The sequence below is a fragment of the Paraburkholderia phenoliruptrix genome, from assembly GCF_902859825.1.
Taxonomy (GTDB): domain Bacteria; phylum Pseudomonadota; class Gammaproteobacteria; order Burkholderiales; family Burkholderiaceae; genus Paraburkholderia; species Paraburkholderia phenoliruptrix.
Map to the genome: position 1 here is coordinate 544502 of NZ_CADIKB010000001.1, position 19563 is coordinate 564064.

Here is a 19563-nt window from a genome sequence, read left to right on the forward strand (position 1 = left end):
ATGAGTGCCATTGCGGAGTTTCATTACCGTTTGCCGATGCGCGCCTCGGGGGTTCGCCCCGGCTCGCATCGCGGCGCGAGCTTCGGCTCCGGCCAGGAGTTCGCGCTGCACGGGCGCCTCTTCGACTATCCGGATCCGCGCCGGCTCGATCTGCGGGCGAGCGTGCGCGCGGCGCGTTCCGAATGGCTCGTGCGCGTGCATCTGCAGCGCGCCGCCGTGCCGGTGCAGGTGCTGGTCGACGTATCCGCGTCGATGCGCTTCGGCACGCATCGGACGAAGCTTGCGGTAGCCGCGGACTTCGTCGAGGCATTGGGCTATAGCGCGTTTCGTGTCGGCGATCCGTTGGGCATGCTCGCCTTCGATCAACGCGCGCGCGACGATCTGTTCGTGCCGCCGCGCTCTGGCCGGGGTATCGGCAATTTGCTCGCGACAATGCTGCGCAATTGCGAGAGCGAGCGCGCGGTGCGGCATGAAAACACCGCGACTCACGCGTTGCAAAGCGTCGCGGCGGCGTTGGCGGGCGGGCAGTCGCTGATCTTCCTGGTGTCCGATTTTCACTGGCCGCTTGAGGCGTTGCCCGCTGTGCTCGATTTGCTGGTGCATTCGTATGTGGTGCCCATCGTCGTGTGGGACGCCGCGGAAATCGCACCGCCTGCCGGCGGCCCGCTGCTCGCGGTGAGCGATGCGGAATCCGGCGCGCGGCGCACGCTGTGGTTGAGCGCGGGCGTGCGCGAGCGCTGGCGCGAAGGGGTTGCAAGGCGTCGCGCCGAACTGTCGCAAAGCTTCGGCAAGCGCGCAATCCAGCCTTTTTTCGTGGAAAACGCCTTCGATCCGGACGCCATGTCGCGCTACTTTCTGGAGGCGGTTGCATGAAAGGAGAGCGCTCGCTGCATGGCACAGGGGCCGCGCGGGTTGTCGCTGTCGCGCCTTTGTCTTCGTTGTTGCCTGCGTTGTTGTGTGCATTCCTCCTGTCGACCCACGACGCAGCCGCAGCCAACGCCGCGTTTCAGCCGACGGTGGAGGAGCCGCGCGCGTTCGGCTACCTGCTCGGCGATGTCCTTACGCAGCGCATTCTGCTGCAGGACGGTCGCAGCGATATCGGTTCGGTGGCGCCGCCTTCGCTTGGCCGCACGGATGCGTGGCTCGAACGCCGGCGCGTGCGCACCGAGACAGACGCCGACGGCCGCCGTTGGCTCGCGATCGACTACCAGGTCATCAACGTGCCCACCGCGCTCACGCAGATCGCGTTGCCGGCGTTGACGCTGACTTCGTCGGCGGGCGCGACGTTGCGGGTGGCGGAGTGGCCGCTCAGCATCGAGCCCGCGACGCCCGCGAATCCATTCAATGCCGGCGATCTGCAGGCGTTGCGGCCCGACCGATTGGCGCCGCCGTTGCTCACCGCGCCGCTGCGCCGGCAAGCCGGCTTCGCTGCCGGGTTGTTGTTGCTTACCGTGTTGTCGTGGGCAGGCTGGTGGTGCTGGCGCAACGCGCGCGAGTCCGCGCGCCTGCCGTTTGCCCGCGCGTGGCGGCAGTTGCGGCGCATGCAGCCTTCAGACGAGCTGCCCGCGCAGACCTCCACGGATGCATGGCTTTGCCTGCATCGCGCGCTGAACGAGACGGCGGGTCACGTGGTGCACGCGGGCTCGCTGCCCGCGCTGTTCGCTCGCGCGCCGTATCTGCAACCGTTGCGCGCACAACTGGAGCAGTTCTACCGGCAATCGGCGGAGCGCTTTTTTACGCCGGCTTCATCCGCCGACGCCTACCCGCTGCGCACGCTGTGCGAGGCGCTGTATCGCGCGGAGCAGCGTCATCAGCGATGAACGACATGGCGCTCGACTTCGCTCACCCGTGGCTGCTCGCACTGCTGCCGCTTGCGTTGCTGCCGCTGTTGCCGCGCCGCGCCGACACGCTGGCGTTTTCGTGGCTCGCATGGCTGCCGGAGGATCGCGCTGGGCGCTGGGTCGGCGGCATCGCACAGGGCAGTGCGGTGTTGGCGATGCTCGCGATCGTCGTCGGCCTCGCCGGTCCAGGCCGTTCGCATCGCGAGGTGCTGCGCACAGGTAGCGGCGCGCAGATTCTCATTCTGATGGACCGCAGCGCGAGCATGGATGAGCCCATCAACAGCAGGGGCGTCGAGGTGAGCGCGGGGGAATCGAAGAACAAGGTGGCGCGCGCGTCGTTGACGGAGTTCGTCACAGAGCGGCCGAACGACCGCCTCGCGCTCATGATGTTCGGCACGAGCCCGTTGCTCGCGATGCCGTTCACTTACGATCATCGCGCGATCGACGCAGCCATTGCGGGTACGGCCGTGGGTCGCGGCATGCCCGACACGCAGCTCGACCTCGGCCTCCTCACGGCGATCGGCGAATTCAATGACCAGCATTCGTCGGGCCGCCGCGCCATCGTGCTGGTATCCGACGGCGGCGCCAAGCTCGACGCGCGGGTGCGGCAACTCGTCGAAGAAGGCCTGCTGCGCAATCAGATCGCGCTGTACTTCATCTACTTGCGCAGCAGCATTTACAGCCCCGACCTGAATGCGAGGGTACCCGCCAGCGAGCCCTCGGCGGAATCTGAACTGCATCGCTACTTCCTTTCGCTCAAGACACCTTACCGTTTATTCCAGACGGGGAATGCCAAAGCCATGAGGGACGCAATGGCCGAAATCAACCGGCAGCAAAATGCGTTGACGACGTTTGTCGAGCGTTTGCCGCGCGAAGATCTGAGCCCCTATTGCTTCGCGGCCGCGCTGGCGGGTTGCGTGCTGCTGCTCGCCTTGCGGCTCTTTCAGGTGCGGGTGTGGTCATGAAGCGCGCGACGGTGCATCTCATCTTCGGGACGGTCGCGCTGTGCTGCGCAGCGGTGGCCGCCTACGACTGGATGCGGTGGCGGCATGCAGAGCAGGTGAATCGGACAGTCGCAGAGGTCGTCGCAACGAGCAAGGGTGCGGCCAAACAGGCGCCGCACGCGGTCGGCAGCATGGACGACGCGCCGCAAGTCAGACTCGCGCGCGCCATCGCGCTGTCGAAACAGGGCGCTTTCGATACGGCGGGCCCGCTCTTCGAGTCGCTGATACGCGAGCAGCCGCACAGCGAGACGGGCCGCGCGGCGCTGTTCAATCTCGGCAATCTGTATTTGCGCCAGGGCATCGGCTATAGCCCTGCGGGCGCCGTCGAGTCGCTCCCGATGGTCGAGGAAGCGAAGGCCCGTTACCGGACCTTGCTGCGCCTCGCTCCCGACGATTGGGACGCGCGCTACAACCTCGAACGCGCGTTGTGGCTCTTGCCCGAGACGCGCTCCACATCCGGCACGCCCGACGTCAAGGAGCAGCACGACGTGAAGGTGCGCGATCCGGAAAGCAAGGATTTGCCGTGAGCCTCAGTCCCTTCGTGCGCGGCTTTTTCGCAGGACGTCACTGGATGACGGCAGCGGCGCTCGTGCTATTGATTGTCTCGCTCGCGCTGCCGCCCGTTGCGTTGCCACGCAATGCATCCAGCTACGTCGTCACGTTCGACATCACGCAGAGCATGAACGTGGAGGATGTCGTGCTCGACGGCGCGCCGGTGAGCCGCCTTGTGTTCGCGCGCGCGGCGATGCGCGAAGCGCTCGGGCAATTGCCCTGCGGGTCGAAAGTCGGCTGGAGCGCGTTTACCGGACAGCGCAGTTTTCTGCTGCTGCCGCCCGTGGAAGTCTGTGCCAACTACGACGCGCTGCTGTCCTCGCTCGAGCGGATCGACGGACGTATGCGCTGGACCAACTACAGCCGTATAGCGGAGGGCGGGGTGTATTCGGCGGTGCGGGTGGCACAGGGCATCGGCAACAGCACGGCCGTGCTGTTCGTCACGGATGGCCAGGAGGCGCCGCCGCGCTTGCCCTCGGACGCGCTCAAGCAGGACATCAATCCCGCGCATGTGAAGGGCTGGCTGGTCGGCGTGGGCGGCGATCAGCCGGCGCCGATTCCGCGCAGCGACGCGCACGGCAACCGCATCGGCTACTGGCAGGCAGACGAAGTCGTGCAGGTCCCGCAGATGCATGCGTCCGCAACGCATGCGGTGAGCCACGAGGAACTGTCCGCCTTGCAGGGGCATTATTTGAGTTCCGTGGCCGAGCAGATCGGCTTCGGCTATCGGCGCCTTGCGGATGCAAAGTCGCTGCGCGACGCCATGCTGGATGCGCGGCTCGCACACCGCGAAACCGTGCCGACCGATTTGCGCGGGTGCCCTGCGGTGCTGGCGTTGCTGCTGCTCGTGTGGCGCTTCATGCCGCCGCGCCGCGCAGGTCCCGGATATGTTGATAGACGGTGGCGCGGCCCATGCCGAGCACGTTCGCCACGTAGTTCGCGGCGCTCTTGCCCTTGAATGCGCCCTCGGCCCACAGTGCTTCCACCAGTTCGCGGCGATGGTCGCGCGTCAGCGAATTGAGCGCGAGTTGCCGCTCCTGCAGCCACGCGTGAAGGAACGTGTTGATGCGCTCCTGCCAGTCGTCCTTGAACAGTTCCTCCGGTTGCTTCACTACGCCGGCGCCTGAAATAACGCGGTCGATGACATGCTTGATGTCCTCGAACACGGCGATGTTGTAGTTCACGCACATCACGCCGACCGCAACGTCCGCGTCGTCGAACAGCACGGTGCTCACGCAGCGCATGCGCCTGCCGTCCCAGTTCACTTTTTCATACGGACCGATGGTGCCGGACTCGACCGTGTGGTCGATTTCCTCCAGCGCGGATTCGTCGCCGATCTCGCGTTTGGAGAGATTGTTTGCGATGTACGCGACGGTCTGGCTCTGCAGGTCGTGAATCACGATCTCGACGTACGGGAAAAAAAGCAGCGCGATGCCGTCGGCGACACGGCTATACCGATCCAGAAGAAGGCGGCGCGCGGCCGTTGTCTTGGTCTTTCGCATAGGGACAGGTGGGTTCCGGTTTCGCAAGGACCGCAACGCGTCGGGCTGCGGTGCGGTTTCGTGCTTTGCGCTGCGTCTGATCGCGACGACGCGTGTTTTACTCGGGCATCGCGTCATGCGTCACGCGTCATGCGTTATTTTGCCATGAGCGATGCAGGCAACCGCTTGCGCGCCATGAGCCGTTATCGGGTGCTCAGATGCCTGAACAGCTCGAACGCGATGGCCACGTCTTCGAGTCCCAGTCCGATGGAGCGGAAAAACGCGTGCTTCCGGTAGGAGGGCTTCGGCGCGGCGCCGGACACCAGCTCGGGCAGATCGCCCGCCACGTCGCGCGAATGCCAGCCGTGCGACGTGGCGGCCAGCTTCATTTCGCCTGCGCTCGCAGGGGTGGTTCGGCGGTAATCGCAGTACACGTCCATGTCGGGAAGCCATGCGGGCGGAATCTCGTGAGCGTTGGCGACGTTCGTGCTGATCGACGTGACGAGTGCGGGCTTGCGCAGCATGCCGTCGGCCAGCACGGGCGTGCCCGATGACGTGCAGAGGGCGACCACGTCGGCGTCGGCCACGCAGTCTTCGATGCGTGTAGAGAGGCTCACGCGTTCGTCGAGCGTGATGATCTGCCGGCGTTTTGTTTCGTTATCCTGCAGATCGCGCGAGAAAACACGAATGGCAGTCCAGGGTCTCAGCGACGCAAGATGACGAATGTGTGCCTGCGCGACGGCGCCCGCGCCGACAATCGCCAGATTGCGCGCTTCGGGCGGCGCTAGCTGATCGACGGCGAGCGCGGTGGTGCCCGCAGTGCGCTCGATGGTGAGCAAACCCGCATCGCACCACATGAGCGGCTGGCCGTTTTGCATCGACATCAAGGCGGTCCACGCCGTGATGATCGGATTCGACGCGGTCACGATATAGGGCGACAACTTCGCGCCGAACACCTGAGCGTGCGCCATGGCGCCGAGGTAAGTGATGAAGTCGCCCGTACCGGCCGGAAAGAGCGTGAGGGTTTGCGGCGGCTGCACGGCCGCGTCGTTTGCAAGCCCGCGAAACATCTCTGTCAACGCAACCCGCACGTCCAGATGAGGTAGCGCGTGGCGAACCGTTTCCTCGTCGACGATCAGAGGAATTGCCTTGTTTGTCTTGCTCATGTGCCTGCTCTCCGCAACGTTTGCCGTCTCCGGCGTCACGGTCATTCTAAGGTCAAAAAGTCCAGACTGGACTTTTATTTTTGAAAATCGCTTGCTTTTGTGGCTGTCCAGAATAGACTGTTGTTCCAGAGAGGGCGCGAACGCGGGTTTCCCCGAGATTCGGGCGGCCTCTCAAGGCAGACAGGCAACGCTCTTTTGTGCCGCTGATTCGCGATCCCAAACAGACAGGGAACCATCATGCTTCGTAAGCTCCAACTCTCACTTTTCGTCGCCGCTGCTGTGGTCGCGTCCGTCGGGTCGGTCGGCACCGTCAGCGCCGAAACCCAGAACACCTTGCGCTTCGGCATCGAGGCGGCTTATCCGCCGTTCGAAAGCAAGTCCGCCACGGGCCAGCTGCAAGGCTTCGACGTGGACGTCGGCAATGCGGTGTGCGCGAAGATGGCGGTGAAATGCGAATGGGTCGAAAACGCGTTCGACGGTCTGATTCCCGCGTTGCAGGCGCGTAAATTCGACGTCATCAACTCGGCGATGAACATCACCGCCAAGCGCAAGCAGACCATCGACTTCACGCCGCCCATTTACGTGGTGCCGATCGTGATGGTGGCAAAGCGCGGCTCCGGCCTGATGCCGGACGTGAAGAGCCTGCAGGGCAAGCGCGTCGGCGTGCTGCAAGGTTCGTCGCAGGAAGACTTTTTGAAAGCGCATTGGGCGAACGCCGGCGTTTCCGTGGTCTCTTACGCGGATCAGGACCAGGTCTACACCGACCTCGTGGCGGGGCGGCTCGACGCCGCGGTCCAGGAAGCACAAACCGTCGAAGACGGCTTCCTGAAGAAGCCGGCGGGCCACGACTATGCGATTGCCGGTCAGCCGCTCAGCGATCCGGCCACGCTCGGCGAAGGAACCGGCTTCGGCATGCGCAAGGGCGACAAGGCACTCGCGAAGAAAGTCGACGCGGCGCTCGACGCGCTGAAGAAAGACGGCACGCTAAGCGCGCTCTCGCAGAAGTACTTCAATCGCGACATCATCGCGAAGTAACGCATGGCGCGACCGGCGCGGACATTGCGCGCCGGCCGCCCATGTGCGCGTTGTGCGGATGTTCAATAGACGAGTCCGCTTTCACGGGGCAAGCAGAGCGAGCTTATGGATTTCGATGTGATCGTGCTGGGCGCCGGCATCGTCGGTGTGTCGGCTGCGCTGCATGTGCAGGCGCGGGGACGGCGCGTGGCGCTCGTCGACCGGCGCGCGCCCGGCGAGGAAACCAGTTTCGGCAACGCGGGCCTGATCGAGTCGTCGTCGGTCGTGCCTTACGCGTTTCCGCGCCATCTCGGCACGCTGCTGCGCTATGCGCGCAATCAGTCGACGGATCTTTACTGGGACTATCGCGCGTTGCCTTCTTTTGCGGGCTGGCTCGCGCGTTTCTGGTGGGAGTCGTCGCCCGAGCGGCTGATGAGCGCCGCGCACGACATGCTGCCGTTGATCCGTCACAGCGTCGCCGAGCACGATCTGCTGATCGCGCGCGCCGGTCTCGCGGAGCTGGCCGTCAGCAAGGGTTGGATGGAGGCGTTTCGCACACCGAAGGAATTCGCACGCCATGCAGCCGCCGCCGAAGCTACCGCGCGAACGCATGGCCTGCATGTCGTCGCACTCGATAGAGCCGCGCTGGCGGCACAAGAGCCCGGTCTCGCAGACGGATTCTGCGGCGCGCTGCACTGGCAGGACCCAAAAAGCATCGTGAATCCCGGCGCGTTGACGAAAGGCTATGCGCGTCTCTTCGAGCATAACGGCGGCACGCTCCTGACCGGCGACGCGACGACTCTGCAACAAGAGGCGGGCGCATGGACGGTGCAGACGTCTTCCGGCCGGATCGGCGCAAAAGACGTGGTCGTGGCGCTCGGCCCATGGTCGGACAAGGTGTTCGAGCCGCTCGGCTACCGCATTCCGCTGCGCGCCAAACGCGGCTATCACATGCATTACCGGGCGACAAAGCCGATGCTCTCCATGCCCTACGTCGACTCGGAACAAGGCTACGTCGTGGCGCCGATGCAAGGGCGCTTGCGGCTTACCACGGGTGTAGAGATCGCGCGGCGCGAAGCGAAGCCTACCGGCGTCCAGCTCGAACGCGCCGAGCGCTCGGCAAAGCCGGTGTTCGGCCTGGGCGAGCGGCTCGACGCGAACCCGTGGCTCGGCTTGCGCCCCTGCACGCCCGACATGCGGCCCATCATCGGGCGCGCGCCGCGGCACCGGGGACTGTGGTTCTCATTCGGCCACAACCATCATGGCTTGACGCTCGGCCCGGTAAGCGGGCGGCTCCTCGCGGAGATGATGACGGGTGAAGAGCCTTTCGTCGATGCGCGTCCGTTCCGGCCCGAGCGGTTCGCCTGAGCGTGGCCTGCGCTTGCGTGCCGGCTACGGTGGGACAAGTCCCGCGACCCGCCGCAGCACCTTCATGGGACCGAGCTTGCGGATGGTCTGCATCTGCATGTCGTTGCGAACGAAGAGCGAGCCCGCAAAACCCAGCGCGTTGACTGCAATGCCTTCTGTTCGTTCGACGCAGCGCGGCACGATCATCATCCAGCGCGTCGTCACGAGCAGGTTGTAGGGCGCGGATTGGCGCGCTTGCCCGTTCACCTCCACGGCGTGCAAACCGGCGGCATCGAGTAGATGCTGGTACGTGTGCAATGCACGGTCCGCCAGTTGCTGCGGGTTGTCTGCGAGCTTCGCATCGAGGCTCGCGAATGCGTGCGGAAAGCCGAGTCCTGGCACGGTGCATAGGCTGCCGTCGCTGGATGCGGCCGCCAGCAACGGCTCGATCGGCAGATGAGAGGCGCTTTCGTCGAGCGGCAGCGGCACGATCTGCAGATGCTTGTGAGGCTGACTCGCGCCGGCCGCCGGTCCGCCGTTGTAGAAACCGAGGCTCTCGAACTGCGTCATGCAATCGAACAGTGCGCGAAAATCCGCCAGATCGAGCAGGTTCTCCTGCAACTCGAAGCGGCGCGTCACGACCAGCAGATGGTGGTCGATCACATTGAACTTATTCAGCAGGACAAGGTGCGTGTCCGAGATATCGGCGACGAACAAGTCCGGCTCATAGGGCAGGAAGGGGTTGACCGCGCGACGGCTGGCCGGGTCCTTCTTGCGTTGCCGGGCGTCCTCGTCCTTGCGTTCCAGACTCGACACCTGGCGGATGAGGAAACGCACGCCGCCGTCTTCGATCGTCGTGCGCACGGTTTGTATGGGGTGCAGCGCGCCGCAGGCCAACGCATGCTGCGTCTGGCGCACGACGGCAGGCCACAAGGTGCCGGACGATTCGCGAGGGGGCGTAGTCATCGGAATGGGCGGCTTCGGGTTGGCGCGAGAGACAGCTTCCTTTATACACTCGCGGCCGCGTGCATGCGCGACGTGTCGTGCAACGCACCGTGCGACTTCACCCTGGCGGTGGCCTAGCGCCTCAGTTCGGCGATGATTTTCTCCGCGAGAAAGTCGCACGGCGGGCGCTTGGATGCCGTGCTTCGCGCGAGCACCACTTCGAGCGCGGCGATTTCGGGTAAGCCCTGCGCCTGGCCGAGCAGGGCGAAATGCGCGGGCACTGCGCATTGGGCGAGCGGAACCACGGCAAGGCCCGCCTCGGCCATGGACACGAGACCCATCAAGCTCGGGCTTTCATACGACGTGCGATAACTGATTCCAGCCTGTTCGAGGCTGCGAATCGCGTTCTCGCGCGCGACGCTGCCCGGCAAAAACACCGCAATCGGCAGAGGTCTTTCCCGCCAGATGTCGTGCGCGCTCGGCGATGCGGCCCACACCATGGGTTCGAGCCGCAGGAACTCGCCCGCCAGACCCTTCACGCGCGTCGCGCACACCAGATCGACGGAACCGTCTTTCACCATCGGCGCAAGCGCCACGCTCGGCAGGCCCACCACGCGAATCTCCACCTTCGGATAGGTCGCGGAAAATTTCTTGAGGATGGGCGGCAGCAGCGAGGACGCGTAGTCGTCCGGCACGCCGATGCTCACGCGGCCGGTCACGTCGGGCCGCACCACGGCGGCCCACGCCTCGTCGCGCAAGGCCAGCATGCGGCGCGCGTAGGCGAGCAGCACTTCGCCGTCCTGGGTCGGCACCACGCTTCTGGGCTTGCGGACGAAGAGCGGCTTGCCGAGCGCGGCCTCGAGCGTCTTGATCTGCATGCTCACCGCTGACTGCGAGCGGTGCACGAGCTCCGCCGCACGGCTGATATTGCCGGCGTCCGCCACGGCGACGATCATCGCCATCACGTCGAGGTCAAGGGCTTTCAATACTTGGTATCAGAAAAGTTGATGGATTCCATCAATATTACGCGATTTTCTTAAATCTTGACGTGCGGCATAGTGCTGGCAAAGGAGCCCGTGTATGAACGCCCGAACCGATTTCTCCCTGCTTGCCGTGCCCGACCTCTCGTTTGCGACGATTGCCTCGGGCATTTGCGTGCCGTACGTCGAGTGCGGAGAGGGCGAGCCGCTCGTGTTCGTGCACGGCTCGCTGTGTGACTACCGCTACTGGAGCGCGCAGACGGCGGCCCTGTCGGCGCATTTTCGCTGCATCTCGGTGAGCCTGAGCCATTATTGGCCGGCGGGCGAGGCCTGCATTCAGGGCGAATTCGGCTGGCAGACGCACGTCGCCGAACTGGCCGAGTTCATCGAGGCGCTCGGCGTCGCGCCCGTCCATCTGGTGGGGCATTCGCGCGGCGGTTGCGTCGCGTTTCATGTGGCGCGCGAGCATCCGCGTCTCGTGAAGACGCTGACGCTTGCCGACCCGGGCGGGCCGTTGCAGCTGGACGGCATGCCCGAGGCCGCGCTGCCCGCGGCGACGAATGCGCTGCGCGCGCGGGTGGCCGAGCTGATCGAAACCGGCGAGATCGACGCGGGACTCGAACTGTTCGTCGACTCGGTGAGTGCGCCGGGCTCGTGGCGCAAGAGTTCGGTCGCCTTTCGCACCATGGCCGCGGACAACGCCGCGACCTTGCCGAAGCAGTTTCGCGACCCGTTGCCGGCTTATTCGCGCGAGGCTGCACGCGGCGTGAAATGCCGAACGCTGCTGATCGAAGGGCAGCGCAGCCCTCGTATGTTCCGCAACAATGTCGAGAAACTTGCTGAGTGGATCGACTACGCGGACAGGCAGACCATCGCGGGGGCGTCACACGGCATGAATGTGTCGAACGCGGGCGCCTTTAACCGGCTCGTCCAGTCGTTTGCGAGCTTCTGAGGGGGCCGTCGCAGCGCTGAGCTGCGTGTCGCGAGCGCCGCGCCACATAGGCGCCGCGCACATACAGGTCAAAGACTTCTCGCGCCGGCTGCCCCGGCGCGCGGCCTCGTGGTGAGAAACCGGCCGCGAATCCAGTCTCTTAACGGCGCGACGAGCCGCTCCTGGAAGTACACCGCCGCGACCACGGTGCCGATCAGATAGAGCGGATACGTCGCCATGCTCGGCACGACTTCCTTCGAAGCCGCGACGCACTCGGAGAAGTGCGAAGCGCACCACAGCGGCGACTTGCCAATGGAGAGCAGCTTCAACACCTTCATCATGACCAGAAAGACGGGGACATGAATCGCGAAGAGCGAAAGCGCCGAATTGCCGAGGCGCGTGGCCAGCGCCGCGAAGCGTGATGGCACGGTCAGCCCGGCGAAGACGATCACGAGCAGCACTTCTCCCGGCATCAACGCGCCGTTGTGAACCACGTAACGCGTACTCATCGATCCATGCGTCTCGAGCCATGCGGCGACCGCGAACGAGGCCGCAAAAACAAGCAATGCTGCAAAGATCCTCGCACGGCTCTCGTATATCGCGTTCAACTGCCCCTCGCGAAAGAGTCCATACACGACGATACCGACCAGAAACTCGGGCAGCCGCAGCACCGGATTGCGCGTGATGAAGCCGACCGCAGCGGGGCTGTACCAGTGCATCAGAGTCGCGGCGACAGGCGGAACGAGGTAGAGCACCCACAGCACCACGACGAGCCGGTACTTGTTCCTGGCTCGAAGCAGCCGCGGCGCGACGAACGGAAACGCCAGATAGAAAAAGAACAGGGTGGCAAGCGACCACGACGGCGGATTCACCGACCCATAGAGCGGATACCACACTTGCAGCAGAAACAGATTCAGCACGAAATTCACGGCGGTTTCTGTGGTGCCTAGGGTGACGAAATGCTCGGCATCGTCGAGCGACATCACGGCGAACTGCTGGAACCCCCGCGTGCCGACCACCGACACGAGAAGCACCAGTACCAGCGCGATCAGATGCACGGGGTACAGGTTCGACAGGCGCTTCACGAAGAATTCACGTGTGCCGCCTCGCAGTTCCGTCGTGCGTCCAAAGTAGACGTGCGCAAGAATGAAGCCCGACAGGATGAAGAACGAACTGGTGGCGAACCCGCCAAGATTGGCGAGTTCCACCAGCGGCAGCGTCGTGTACTGCGGATACTGATGTATCGAGTGAAAGACCATCAGATAAACGGCGAGTGCGAAACGAAGCACATCGAGGCCAACGAACTTGTTCATCATGTGGTCCAGGCAAGATGGGTTGCGCCGAAGTCGAGTGAAACGCCTCTACAGGCGACGCCGGGCAAGCGGGTTGGCAATATAGCGAACGGCGAAATCGGAGAGCGCGGAAAAAGGCAGAAGGCAAAGACTCGACAGGGCGAGCGTGCCGATCTTCTTCTTGTAACTCCAGAACGGGTTGGCAACGATGGAGCGGAAGTAGCTGTGCGACTGGCGGCTCACCCAGCGCCAGCGCTTCGTGAACGGCGCCTGATAAATGGCGGAACAGAAGTACGATTTCTCGAGCGAGAAGTCATAGAACGACATGGGCAATTCGATTCCCAAACGCGCACGCGCCATTTGCCGCAGGATCGCCCAACGCTTCGTCAACGCCTTCGGCGCTTTGTCGTTGCTTTCCGAGTTGGCGAAATCGATGCCCGAATTTTCGGTGCGATGTACGCGATACGCGCCGAGCGATTCGGGAATCGTCGCAACGGTCCCGAGCAGCGCGACGCCGTAGATCGCATAGAAGTCCGCACCGTAGCGATTGATCTCGGCTTCCGGCACCGGAAAAATTCGCCTTAATGCACTGGTCCGATAGGCGTTGCCCGAAGCCGGCGGCGACGGATAGAGCCAGCCCTGGCGCAACGGTCCGCCGCAGTCGCATGGAGCCGCCGAATGCGGCACATACGTGCCCGAAGGCTTGCCTGAAGGATCGATCACGTCGAGCCGGAATTGGACCTTGACGAAGCTGCCGGTTTCAAACACGCGCATGACTTTCGAAACCGCATGCGCATACAGCAGATCGTCGGAATCGAGCAGCATGACGAATTCCGTGTCGATCATATTGACCGCGTCGTTATAGGCGGAGACCTGACCTCCATTCTGCTTGTAAAGCGCCTTAATGCGGGAGCCGTAACTTTCTATGATTTCGCGGGAGTCGTCTGTCGATCCGTCGTCGATTACGAGCACCTGGGTTGCTGGATAGTCCTGGGCAAGCGCCGAGTCGATTGCCCCGGCCAGAAATCGGCCGTAGTTGTAATTGCAGATGACGATTGTCACGTTTTGCATTTGTCTTCACCACTGTCGTGAACCACGACCGCTGCGCACGGGCGACAATCGCCCGCATCAGCGCATCCGGTCGCATGGGCCTCTGTCGAACTAGCACAAATCAATTTACCGTTCCGTTGGTTGCGTCGCCAACAAACCGTCATGCGATATGTGCGGTCGATAACACAGCTTTCTGCGCTCGCGCATGCTTCGGTAAAGCAGGGAATAAACCCTGCTGCGCCGAGTGAAAGAGGTGACAAACTTGCCGGAAAAAATCGGCAAGCGTTACGCTGGGTTATCCGACAGTATCGGTAAAGGAGGCCGGTTCGACAGGAATGCATCGGGCACGAGTTTTCCCCACTCGTAGTCGATTCTGTCCGGCGTGAAAGGCAGTACTCCGGCGCCCGGCGTAAAAGTCAGCTCGCCGAAATAGATCTGGTTATCCGGCGCGTACAGGTCCACGCGCACATAGTCGAAGTCCGCGCACAGTTTTCTTGCGGCGGAAAGAATGGCATCCAGATTGGCGGGGCGCGGCGCGGGCTCAGGGCTCGGTTTATAAGCGCCAATGGCCATGTCGAGATGGTTCCAGTCGGCGTCGTAGATGTCGCCGCGCGTGTTCGAGCCGAACCGGTCGGAGATTACGAGAATGTAGATGTGCGGTCTTCCGCTTCGTCCGCCAAAGCAGTGCAGTTTGTAGTCGGCGGGAATCCGGCCGCTCTGGTCCAGCAACAGTTGCTCGAAGAAAATGCGCGGCTTGATCTGGCGGTAATGCTTTTCGCGCGCGATCTTGTAGAAGTCCAGTGTGAGCCAGTGATTGGCGAGTTCTCGTAGTTGTTCGAACGAGCGCGCGGATTTGTCCCTTACCACTTCCACATAGGTGCTGCCGTGATTCGCCTTCATCACGAACGAGTTCGGCAACGCGTCGAATACTTCTTTCGTGAAAACGTCCGGCGCGGCGAGCAGCGGAATCACATGCTGTTCGCCCAGCTTGCTCGCGACATAGCCTCTTACTGCGATTTTGTCCGTCAGCTCCGCGAACCACGGGTCCGGCCGCAGGTTTTTCTGCAAGATTTTCTCGTTGAACGTGGTGGGGCGAAACAGGTTGGGATAGCGGCCAATCTCCTTGTGATGCAGCAGTGCCAGGAACACGGGCGCCGGCAGCAGCGATTTGGCGGCCTCTTTGACCTTTCGGAGAGTCGATTGTCGGCGCACTGGAGCAGTACTTTCCGACAATTGTGCTTCTTGCAGCGGCACCGGCGTGCCGGCTTCACCCGGAAATTGCACTGAGTTGGTCGTCGTCATTTTTCGAATCCCGTAAGTTGTTCGCTACATTCGGGGCCCGGCCAGGCTTCCCGATGTATCACGATGCGAGGTTAACTCACGGAATGCTGCGCAATTGGCGGCGTCGCTAAACGAAGGTATTTTGGCCCAATCCCATGAAGGCGGCCGTTTTTTTGGGGGGAGGTTTTTTTGCGCCGGCTATTCGCCGCGCATCGCGACACGTACGGATAGAAAGGAAGTGGCTGGAGAGAACAGTGCAAAGCGCCTAATTCGCGAGCGATTTCACTTCGCCGTTCGTGGATCTATGCGCTTTCATGTGAAGCGTCGAATGAGGCGCCGTCGATGATTTCAAGCAGCTCAGCGGGCCTGACTGGTTTGACGAAGTGATGGTCGAAGCCTGCCGCGCGGCTGCGGTCGCGGTCGCCCTGCTGACCGTAGCCGGTCAGCGCGACGAATACGCATTGCCGGTTGCCGGAGCGTGCCCGCAATTGCCGCGCGAGTTCATAGCCGTCCATCACGGGCAGGCCGATATCGAGCACCGAAACCGCGGGCATGAAGGCGCTCGCCTCGGCCAGCGCGGCAGCGGGATCGTAAACGGTCATTACCGAGTGGCCGTAGCTTCGCAGCAGTTCCGCGAGTGCGTCCGCCGCGTCGACGTTGTCGTCGACCAGCAGAACACGTCGTTCCTGCGCGCCGGCACTTCTTTCCGGGCGACGCGTGGCTAGCGGCGCAGGCACGGCGATACGCGTGGCCGGCTGCGCGCTGCCGGCCATTGCCGGCGAGGGCGCGCAGGGCAGCACGATCGTAAACTGACTACCGCAGCCTCGGCCGCCGCTCGCTGCTTCGATATGTCCGCCATGCAGCTGCACAAAGTTCCTCGCGAGGGCGAGACCGATGCCGAGTCCGCCGTGGGCGCGATCGATCGTCTGCGTGCCCTGGTAGAAGGTGTCGAAAATGCGAGGCAATGCGTCCGGCGCAATGCCGATGCCGGTGTCGCGTACACCGATGCGAAGCGTGCCTGCGCCGGTGCCTGCAGCGCTCACTGTTATCGCACCGCCAGGTTCGGTGTATCTGGCCGCGTTGATGAGCAGATTGGCGATGGCCTGCGCGAGCCGCGCCGGGTCGGCGAAACACTCCAGCGCCCCGTCCACCTCGATATTCAATCGATGAGCGCGGCGTTGCACGAGCACGCGCGTCATCTCCACGGCCTTCGTGACGACTTCGTGCACGTCGACCCGTTGCCGGTGCAGTTCGACATTGCCGCGGATCATACGCGACACGTCGAGCAGATCGTCGACGAGGCGCGCCAGATGATCGACATGACGCTGGATAACGGACCGCTCGCGCGCGGTCGAATCGGTGCCGCGCCTCGCCATCAGTTCGAGCGCACTGACAATGGGCGCGAGCGGATTGCGCAGCTCATGTCCGAGCATCGCCAGAAACGCATCTTTTGCGCCATTGGCCTCGCGCAATTGAGAAAGGAGTACTTCGCGGTCGGTGTCGCGTTGATGTTCGGCGGCCTTGCGGCGGTTCATTTCATCTTCGAGCGATCTTGCACGCTGCTCCGCAAGCGCGAGCCGCAGATGCAGTTCCTTGCTGCCGGCATCGCGCAACGCGCTGCCCGGCAGCACGTGATGATGCGCGTGGCAAATGTGGCGAAAGAGCGGGGTCTGCTCGGCGCCCGGAAACAGTTTGTCGGGATAGCCGCAGAAAAGGGAGAACCTGTGACGCTCCGCGAGTCGGTTCCAGAGTTCTTCGAGACGCAACGCGGCCTCGCCCTGACCTTGTTCACAGAGCAGCGCAACCATTTCCCCAAACGCATGGAGCGGCTCGCCGCGCTGCGCCGCCTGCGCGACGACCGCGCCGACTGTTGAGACAAAGCGTGTCTCGTCCGGCCAGCCGTCGACCATGAAGCGCTCGAGCGTGGCGTGTGCATCCAGCAGGATCAGTACTCTGCCCGCCTCGTATGCGGTGTGCGCGGGCTGTTTCGCGTTAAGCCACGACGTGAGCGACGCCAGATGATCGACCGTGGCGATCGCAATTGCGCTGCCGCCCGCATTGAGTGCTCGCAGCAGAAAGCCGCCCACGTCTTCCATCAAACCCGCGTCGGATTCGTAGAACTGGACGAAATGGCCTGAGTCGTGCGCGTCCTCGTGAGACGGCTTCGTGCTAGTGAGCATCGTTGACTGCCCTGGCGAAACGTTCCTTCGCGAAGAAATGACGCGCCGGTTGTAGTGCGGAACACGCGTTGCAAACTGCGGCGGCGCCCGGGTGAAGAACCGCGAAGGGCCTGCAGCGCACACCGTCGGCAGTTCAGGCATGAACCTGCCGCCGACTCGGCAGGCATAGCCAGCAACCGGCGTGCCCGAACATGTTCAGTCGCGGGCTGAGATTTGCTGAAAGCGCTGGTCGACGCGAGCGAGCAGGCTGCGCGACAGGCGTGTCGCCCGGGCCTGAATGACCCGCTCGGACAGGCGCGAAAACGCATACGACGCGGCAAGCACTGCGAGCACCGTCACAATAAAGAGCACGAGAGACGTTTCGCGATCGCTTCGGCCGAATGTGCCCTGGAAGAAGTGCAGACTTGCATAGACGCAGACGAAGTGCCACAGATAGATGCCGTAACTCTCGCGGCCGAGCGCACCGGTGCAGCGGCGCATCCACCTGCCGAGCGGCTTGCCGCTGCGAGCAGAGAGGGCTTCGTCGTGGCATTCGCGGCGGCGCGAACTCACGAACAGCAGAAACGCGACCGCGCTGCACGCGGCGAAAACCGGCGCGAGCTCATGCGCCTTGGCGAGCCATACACCGAGCATCGCCGTGGCGAGCGAGAAACCTGCGGCGAGCAGAAACGTCGCGCAGGCAGCACGTCGCGTGACGCTCGCAGCGCCCGTGAGATGTCGACGAAATGCGTACCAGGCCCACATTCCGACGATAAAGCACGGCCCTTGCACCGGCGGCCAGAAATAGCTGAAGGAGTTGTTGCCGACGTGGCAAACGAAGCCGTCGCGGCAGTCCTGCGTGACCAGCACAACCACCGACAACGCGAGCAGCAACGCCGTGGCGATCATGAGCCGCACACGGTTCGCGGCGACGAAGAAGAGCAGGGGCGCGATCAGATAAAACAGCATTTCGACGCCGATCGACCAGCCTCCCGGCACGACGTTGTTGATCGCCGTGGGCGAAAGCGCATGCAAAAAGACCATGTTGAGCAGAATGTCTGTCGCGCCGTGTGCGCCGAGCACCCACGCGCGCTCGTAGCCGGACTGCGCGGCACCATAGCTGATGAATCCATAGACGGCGATTGCTGCGTAATACAGCGGCGCAATGCGAAAGAACCGTTTGATATAGAAGCGCAATGTCACATGCGGTGCCCCGGTGCAACGCCCGTGCTCCGCTTCGAGCGTCATGAAGATCGTGATCGCGCTGATCACGAAGAACAATTGAACGCCGTACTGGCCCATTCGCGCGAGCAGGGCGACGCCGTGCGGCAGATGAGGGAATTGAAACGACAGGTGCACTGCGACGACACCGACGATCGCGAGCGCCCGACCGAGATCGAGCGCGGCAACACGTCCTTCTTTCATGGGACACATCCTCCTCGATAGTCGCGGCCGCGCGGTTCGCGGCCGCGACGACCGTGGACACGATGCGTTTCGCGGAAGTTCCTGTTTTTTTCTCTCAGAGCGTCAAGAACGCGTCTTTCATGCTTTTTGCACGCTTTGCGCCTCGCCTTAATCATCAGACGAAACGGCCGGTCAGCCGTCAACCTTTCGCTTTGTTATTTTTAAGAACGATTAAGGACGGGGACAAGGACTCCATTCGGGGCCGCCGGTAGACTCCATGGCAGTTTTCCTCGCATCAGAAGCGGGTGCGGCACGTCTTCCGATGTTCAGCAAACCCTTTACCGACCTTTAGGATGCACAAAGCCATGGCTAATCCGAAACTCCAAGTCCTGACGCCTGCCAACTCGCAGATCATTTTCATCGACCACCAGCCGCAGATGGCGTTCGGCGTGCAGTCGATCGACCGTCAGGTGCTGAAGAACAACGTGGTGGGCCTCGCGAAGGCAGCACGCGTGTTCAACATTCCGACCACCATCACGACCGTCGAATCGGAAAGCTTCTCGGGCTACACGTACCCCGAGTTGCTGGACGTGTTCCCGGATCACAAGGTGCTTGAACGCACGTCGATGAATTCGTGGGACGACCAGAAAGTGCGCGATTCGCTTGCCGCGAATGGCCGCAAGAAAGTGGTCGTGGCAGGCCTGTGGACGGAAGTCTGCAACAACACGTTCTCGCTGTGCGCGATGGACGAGGGCGACTACGAGATCTACATGGTGGCGGACGCATCGGGCGGCACCTCGAAGGAAGCGCACGAATATTCGATGCAGCGCATGATCCAGGCCGGCGTGGTGCCGGTCACGTGGCAACAGGTGCTGCTCGAATGGCAACGCGACTGGGCGCACAAGGAGACGTATGACGCCGTCATGGCGATCGTCAAGGAGCATTCGGGCGCGTACGGCATGGGCGTCGACTACGCGTACACGATGGTCCACAAGGCGGCGCAGCGCGCCGCCGGCAAGCACGAAGTGCTCGCTCCGGTGCCCGCACGCAAGTAAGCGGGCAGCGGTAAGCCTCGCGCGGCACGCAGCTCGCCGCTCGCGTGTCGCGTGTAACGGC

At 63.3% G+C, this 19563-nt stretch carries 18 protein-coding genes; 9 read left to right on the forward strand and 9 right to left on the reverse strand.

Annotation, left to right across the window (positions count from 1 at the left end; all coding sequences use genetic code 11):
- From HV711_RS02500 to HV711_RS02520, 5 genes are read left to right on the forward strand one after another with little or no spacing between them, the layout of a single operon-like run.
- Window positions 1–873: a DUF58 domain-containing protein gene (locus tag HV711_RS02500; protein ID WP_035476973.1), complete on the forward strand. Its 873-nt coding sequence runs from the start codon at window positions 1–3 to the stop codon at window positions 871–873.
- Complete coding sequence (locus HV711_RS02505; RefSeq protein WP_035476971.1) at window positions 870–1820, forward strand: hypothetical protein; 951 nt, start codon at window positions 870–872, stop codon at window positions 1818–1820. The genes HV711_RS02500 and HV711_RS02505 overlap by 4 nt, the downstream gene beginning before the upstream one ends.
- A complete protein-coding gene (locus HV711_RS02510; protein WP_035476970.1) occupies window positions 1817–2806 on the forward strand; it encodes a vWA domain-containing protein in 990 nt (329 codons plus the stop codon). Before HV711_RS02505 ends, HV711_RS02510 begins: the two co-directional genes overlap by 4 nt.
- Window positions 2803–3372: a tetratricopeptide repeat protein gene (locus HV711_RS02515; RefSeq protein WP_035476969.1), complete on the forward strand. Its 570-nt coding sequence runs from the start codon at window positions 2803–2805 to the stop codon at window positions 3370–3372. Before HV711_RS02510 ends, HV711_RS02515 begins: the two co-directional genes overlap by 4 nt.
- A 44-nt stretch (window positions 3373–3416) precedes the next feature.
- On the forward strand, window positions 3417–4355 hold the full coding sequence (locus HV711_RS02520) for a vWA domain-containing protein (RefSeq protein ID WP_014972015.1): 939 nt from the start codon (window positions 3417–3419) through the stop codon (window positions 4353–4355).
- Here the strand turns inward: HV711_RS02520 and HV711_RS02525 are convergent.
- Window positions 4255–4899 (reverse strand): helix-turn-helix transcriptional regulator, encoded by a 645-nt coding sequence (locus tag HV711_RS02525; protein WP_013590453.1) that lies wholly within the window; start codon window positions 4897–4899, stop codon window positions 4255–4257. The two genes, HV711_RS02520 and HV711_RS02525, sit on opposite strands and share 101 nt — an antisense overlap.
- A 182-nt stretch (window positions 4900–5081) precedes the next feature.
- The gene (locus HV711_RS02530; protein WP_035476964.1) at window positions 5082–6044 is read right to left on the reverse strand and encodes an ornithine cyclodeaminase family protein; all 963 of its coding nucleotides are present in this window, start codon (window positions 6042–6044) and stop codon (window positions 5082–5084) included.
- A gap of 237 nt (window positions 6045–6281) precedes the next feature.
- Between HV711_RS02530 and HV711_RS02535 the strand changes: the two genes are divergently transcribed.
- Both HV711_RS02535 and HV711_RS02540 read left to right on the forward strand, forming a co-directional pair.
- Window positions 6282–7079 (forward strand): ABC transporter substrate-binding protein, encoded by a 798-nt coding sequence (locus tag HV711_RS02535; protein WP_013590451.1) that lies wholly within the window; start codon window positions 6282–6284, stop codon window positions 7077–7079.
- Window positions 7080–7184: 105 nt separating this feature from the next.
- A complete protein-coding gene (locus HV711_RS02540; protein WP_028359720.1) occupies window positions 7185–8426 on the forward strand; it encodes an NAD(P)/FAD-dependent oxidoreductase in 1242 nt (413 codons plus the stop codon).
- A 24-nt stretch (window positions 8427–8450) separates the two neighbouring features.
- Here HV711_RS02540 and HV711_RS02545 read toward each other — a convergent pair whose 3' ends face one another.
- Both HV711_RS02545 and HV711_RS02550 read right to left on the reverse strand, forming a co-directional pair.
- Window positions 8451–9371: an ATP adenylyltransferase family protein gene (locus HV711_RS02545; RefSeq protein ID WP_035476960.1), complete on the reverse strand. Its 921-nt coding sequence runs from the start codon at window positions 9369–9371 to the stop codon at window positions 8451–8453.
- 113 nt (window positions 9372–9484) lie between these two features.
- Window positions 9485–10306: a LysR substrate-binding domain-containing protein gene (locus HV711_RS02550; RefSeq protein WP_175126304.1), complete on the reverse strand. Its 822-nt coding sequence runs from the start codon at window positions 10304–10306 to the stop codon at window positions 9485–9487.
- Between the two features lie 124 nt (window positions 10307–10430).
- On the opposite strand from HV711_RS02550, the gene HV711_RS02555 reads away from it, so the two are divergent.
- The gene (locus tag HV711_RS02555) at window positions 10431–11282 is read left to right on the forward strand and encodes an alpha/beta fold hydrolase (RefSeq protein ID WP_035476957.1); all 852 of its coding nucleotides are present in this window, start codon (window positions 10431–10433) and stop codon (window positions 11280–11282) included.
- A 68-nt stretch (window positions 11283–11350) separates the two neighbouring features.
- Here HV711_RS02555 and HV711_RS02560 read toward each other — a convergent pair whose 3' ends face one another.
- From HV711_RS02560 to HV711_RS02580, 5 genes are all read right to left on the reverse strand, one after another.
- Complete coding sequence (locus tag HV711_RS02560) at window positions 11351–12574, reverse strand: acyltransferase family protein (protein WP_035476954.1); 1224 nt, start codon at window positions 12572–12574, stop codon at window positions 11351–11353.
- Window positions 12575–12622: 48 nt separating this feature from the next.
- The gene (locus HV711_RS02565) at window positions 12623–13624 is read right to left on the reverse strand and encodes a glycosyltransferase family 2 protein (protein ID WP_014972007.1); all 1002 of its coding nucleotides are present in this window, start codon (window positions 13622–13624) and stop codon (window positions 12623–12625) included.
- Between the two features lie 264 nt (window positions 13625–13888).
- On the reverse strand, window positions 13889–14905 hold the full coding sequence (locus HV711_RS02570; protein ID WP_028359724.1) for an ATP-grasp fold amidoligase family protein: 1017 nt from the start codon (window positions 14903–14905) through the stop codon (window positions 13889–13891).
- A gap of 281 nt (window positions 14906–15186) precedes the next feature.
- Window positions 15187–17064, reverse strand: a complete 1878-nt coding sequence (locus HV711_RS02575; RefSeq protein WP_035476951.1) for a hybrid sensor histidine kinase/response regulator — start codon at window positions 17062–17064, stop codon at window positions 15187–15189.
- A gap of 195 nt (window positions 17065–17259) precedes the next feature.
- Window positions 17260–18468 carry an acyltransferase family protein gene (locus HV711_RS02580; RefSeq protein ID WP_035476948.1) on the reverse strand — a complete coding sequence of 403 codons (1209 nt, stop codon included), beginning with the start codon at window positions 18466–18468 and terminating at the stop codon, window positions 17260–17262.
- A 344-nt stretch (window positions 18469–18812) separates the two neighbouring features.
- Here HV711_RS02580 and HV711_RS02585 point away from each other — a divergent pair, with 344 nt between their 5' ends.
- Entirely contained in the window at window positions 18813–19502 is a 690-nt protein-coding gene (locus HV711_RS02585) for a hydrolase (RefSeq protein ID WP_035476995.1), read from the forward strand.
- Window positions 19503–19563: the final 61 nt, after the last annotated feature.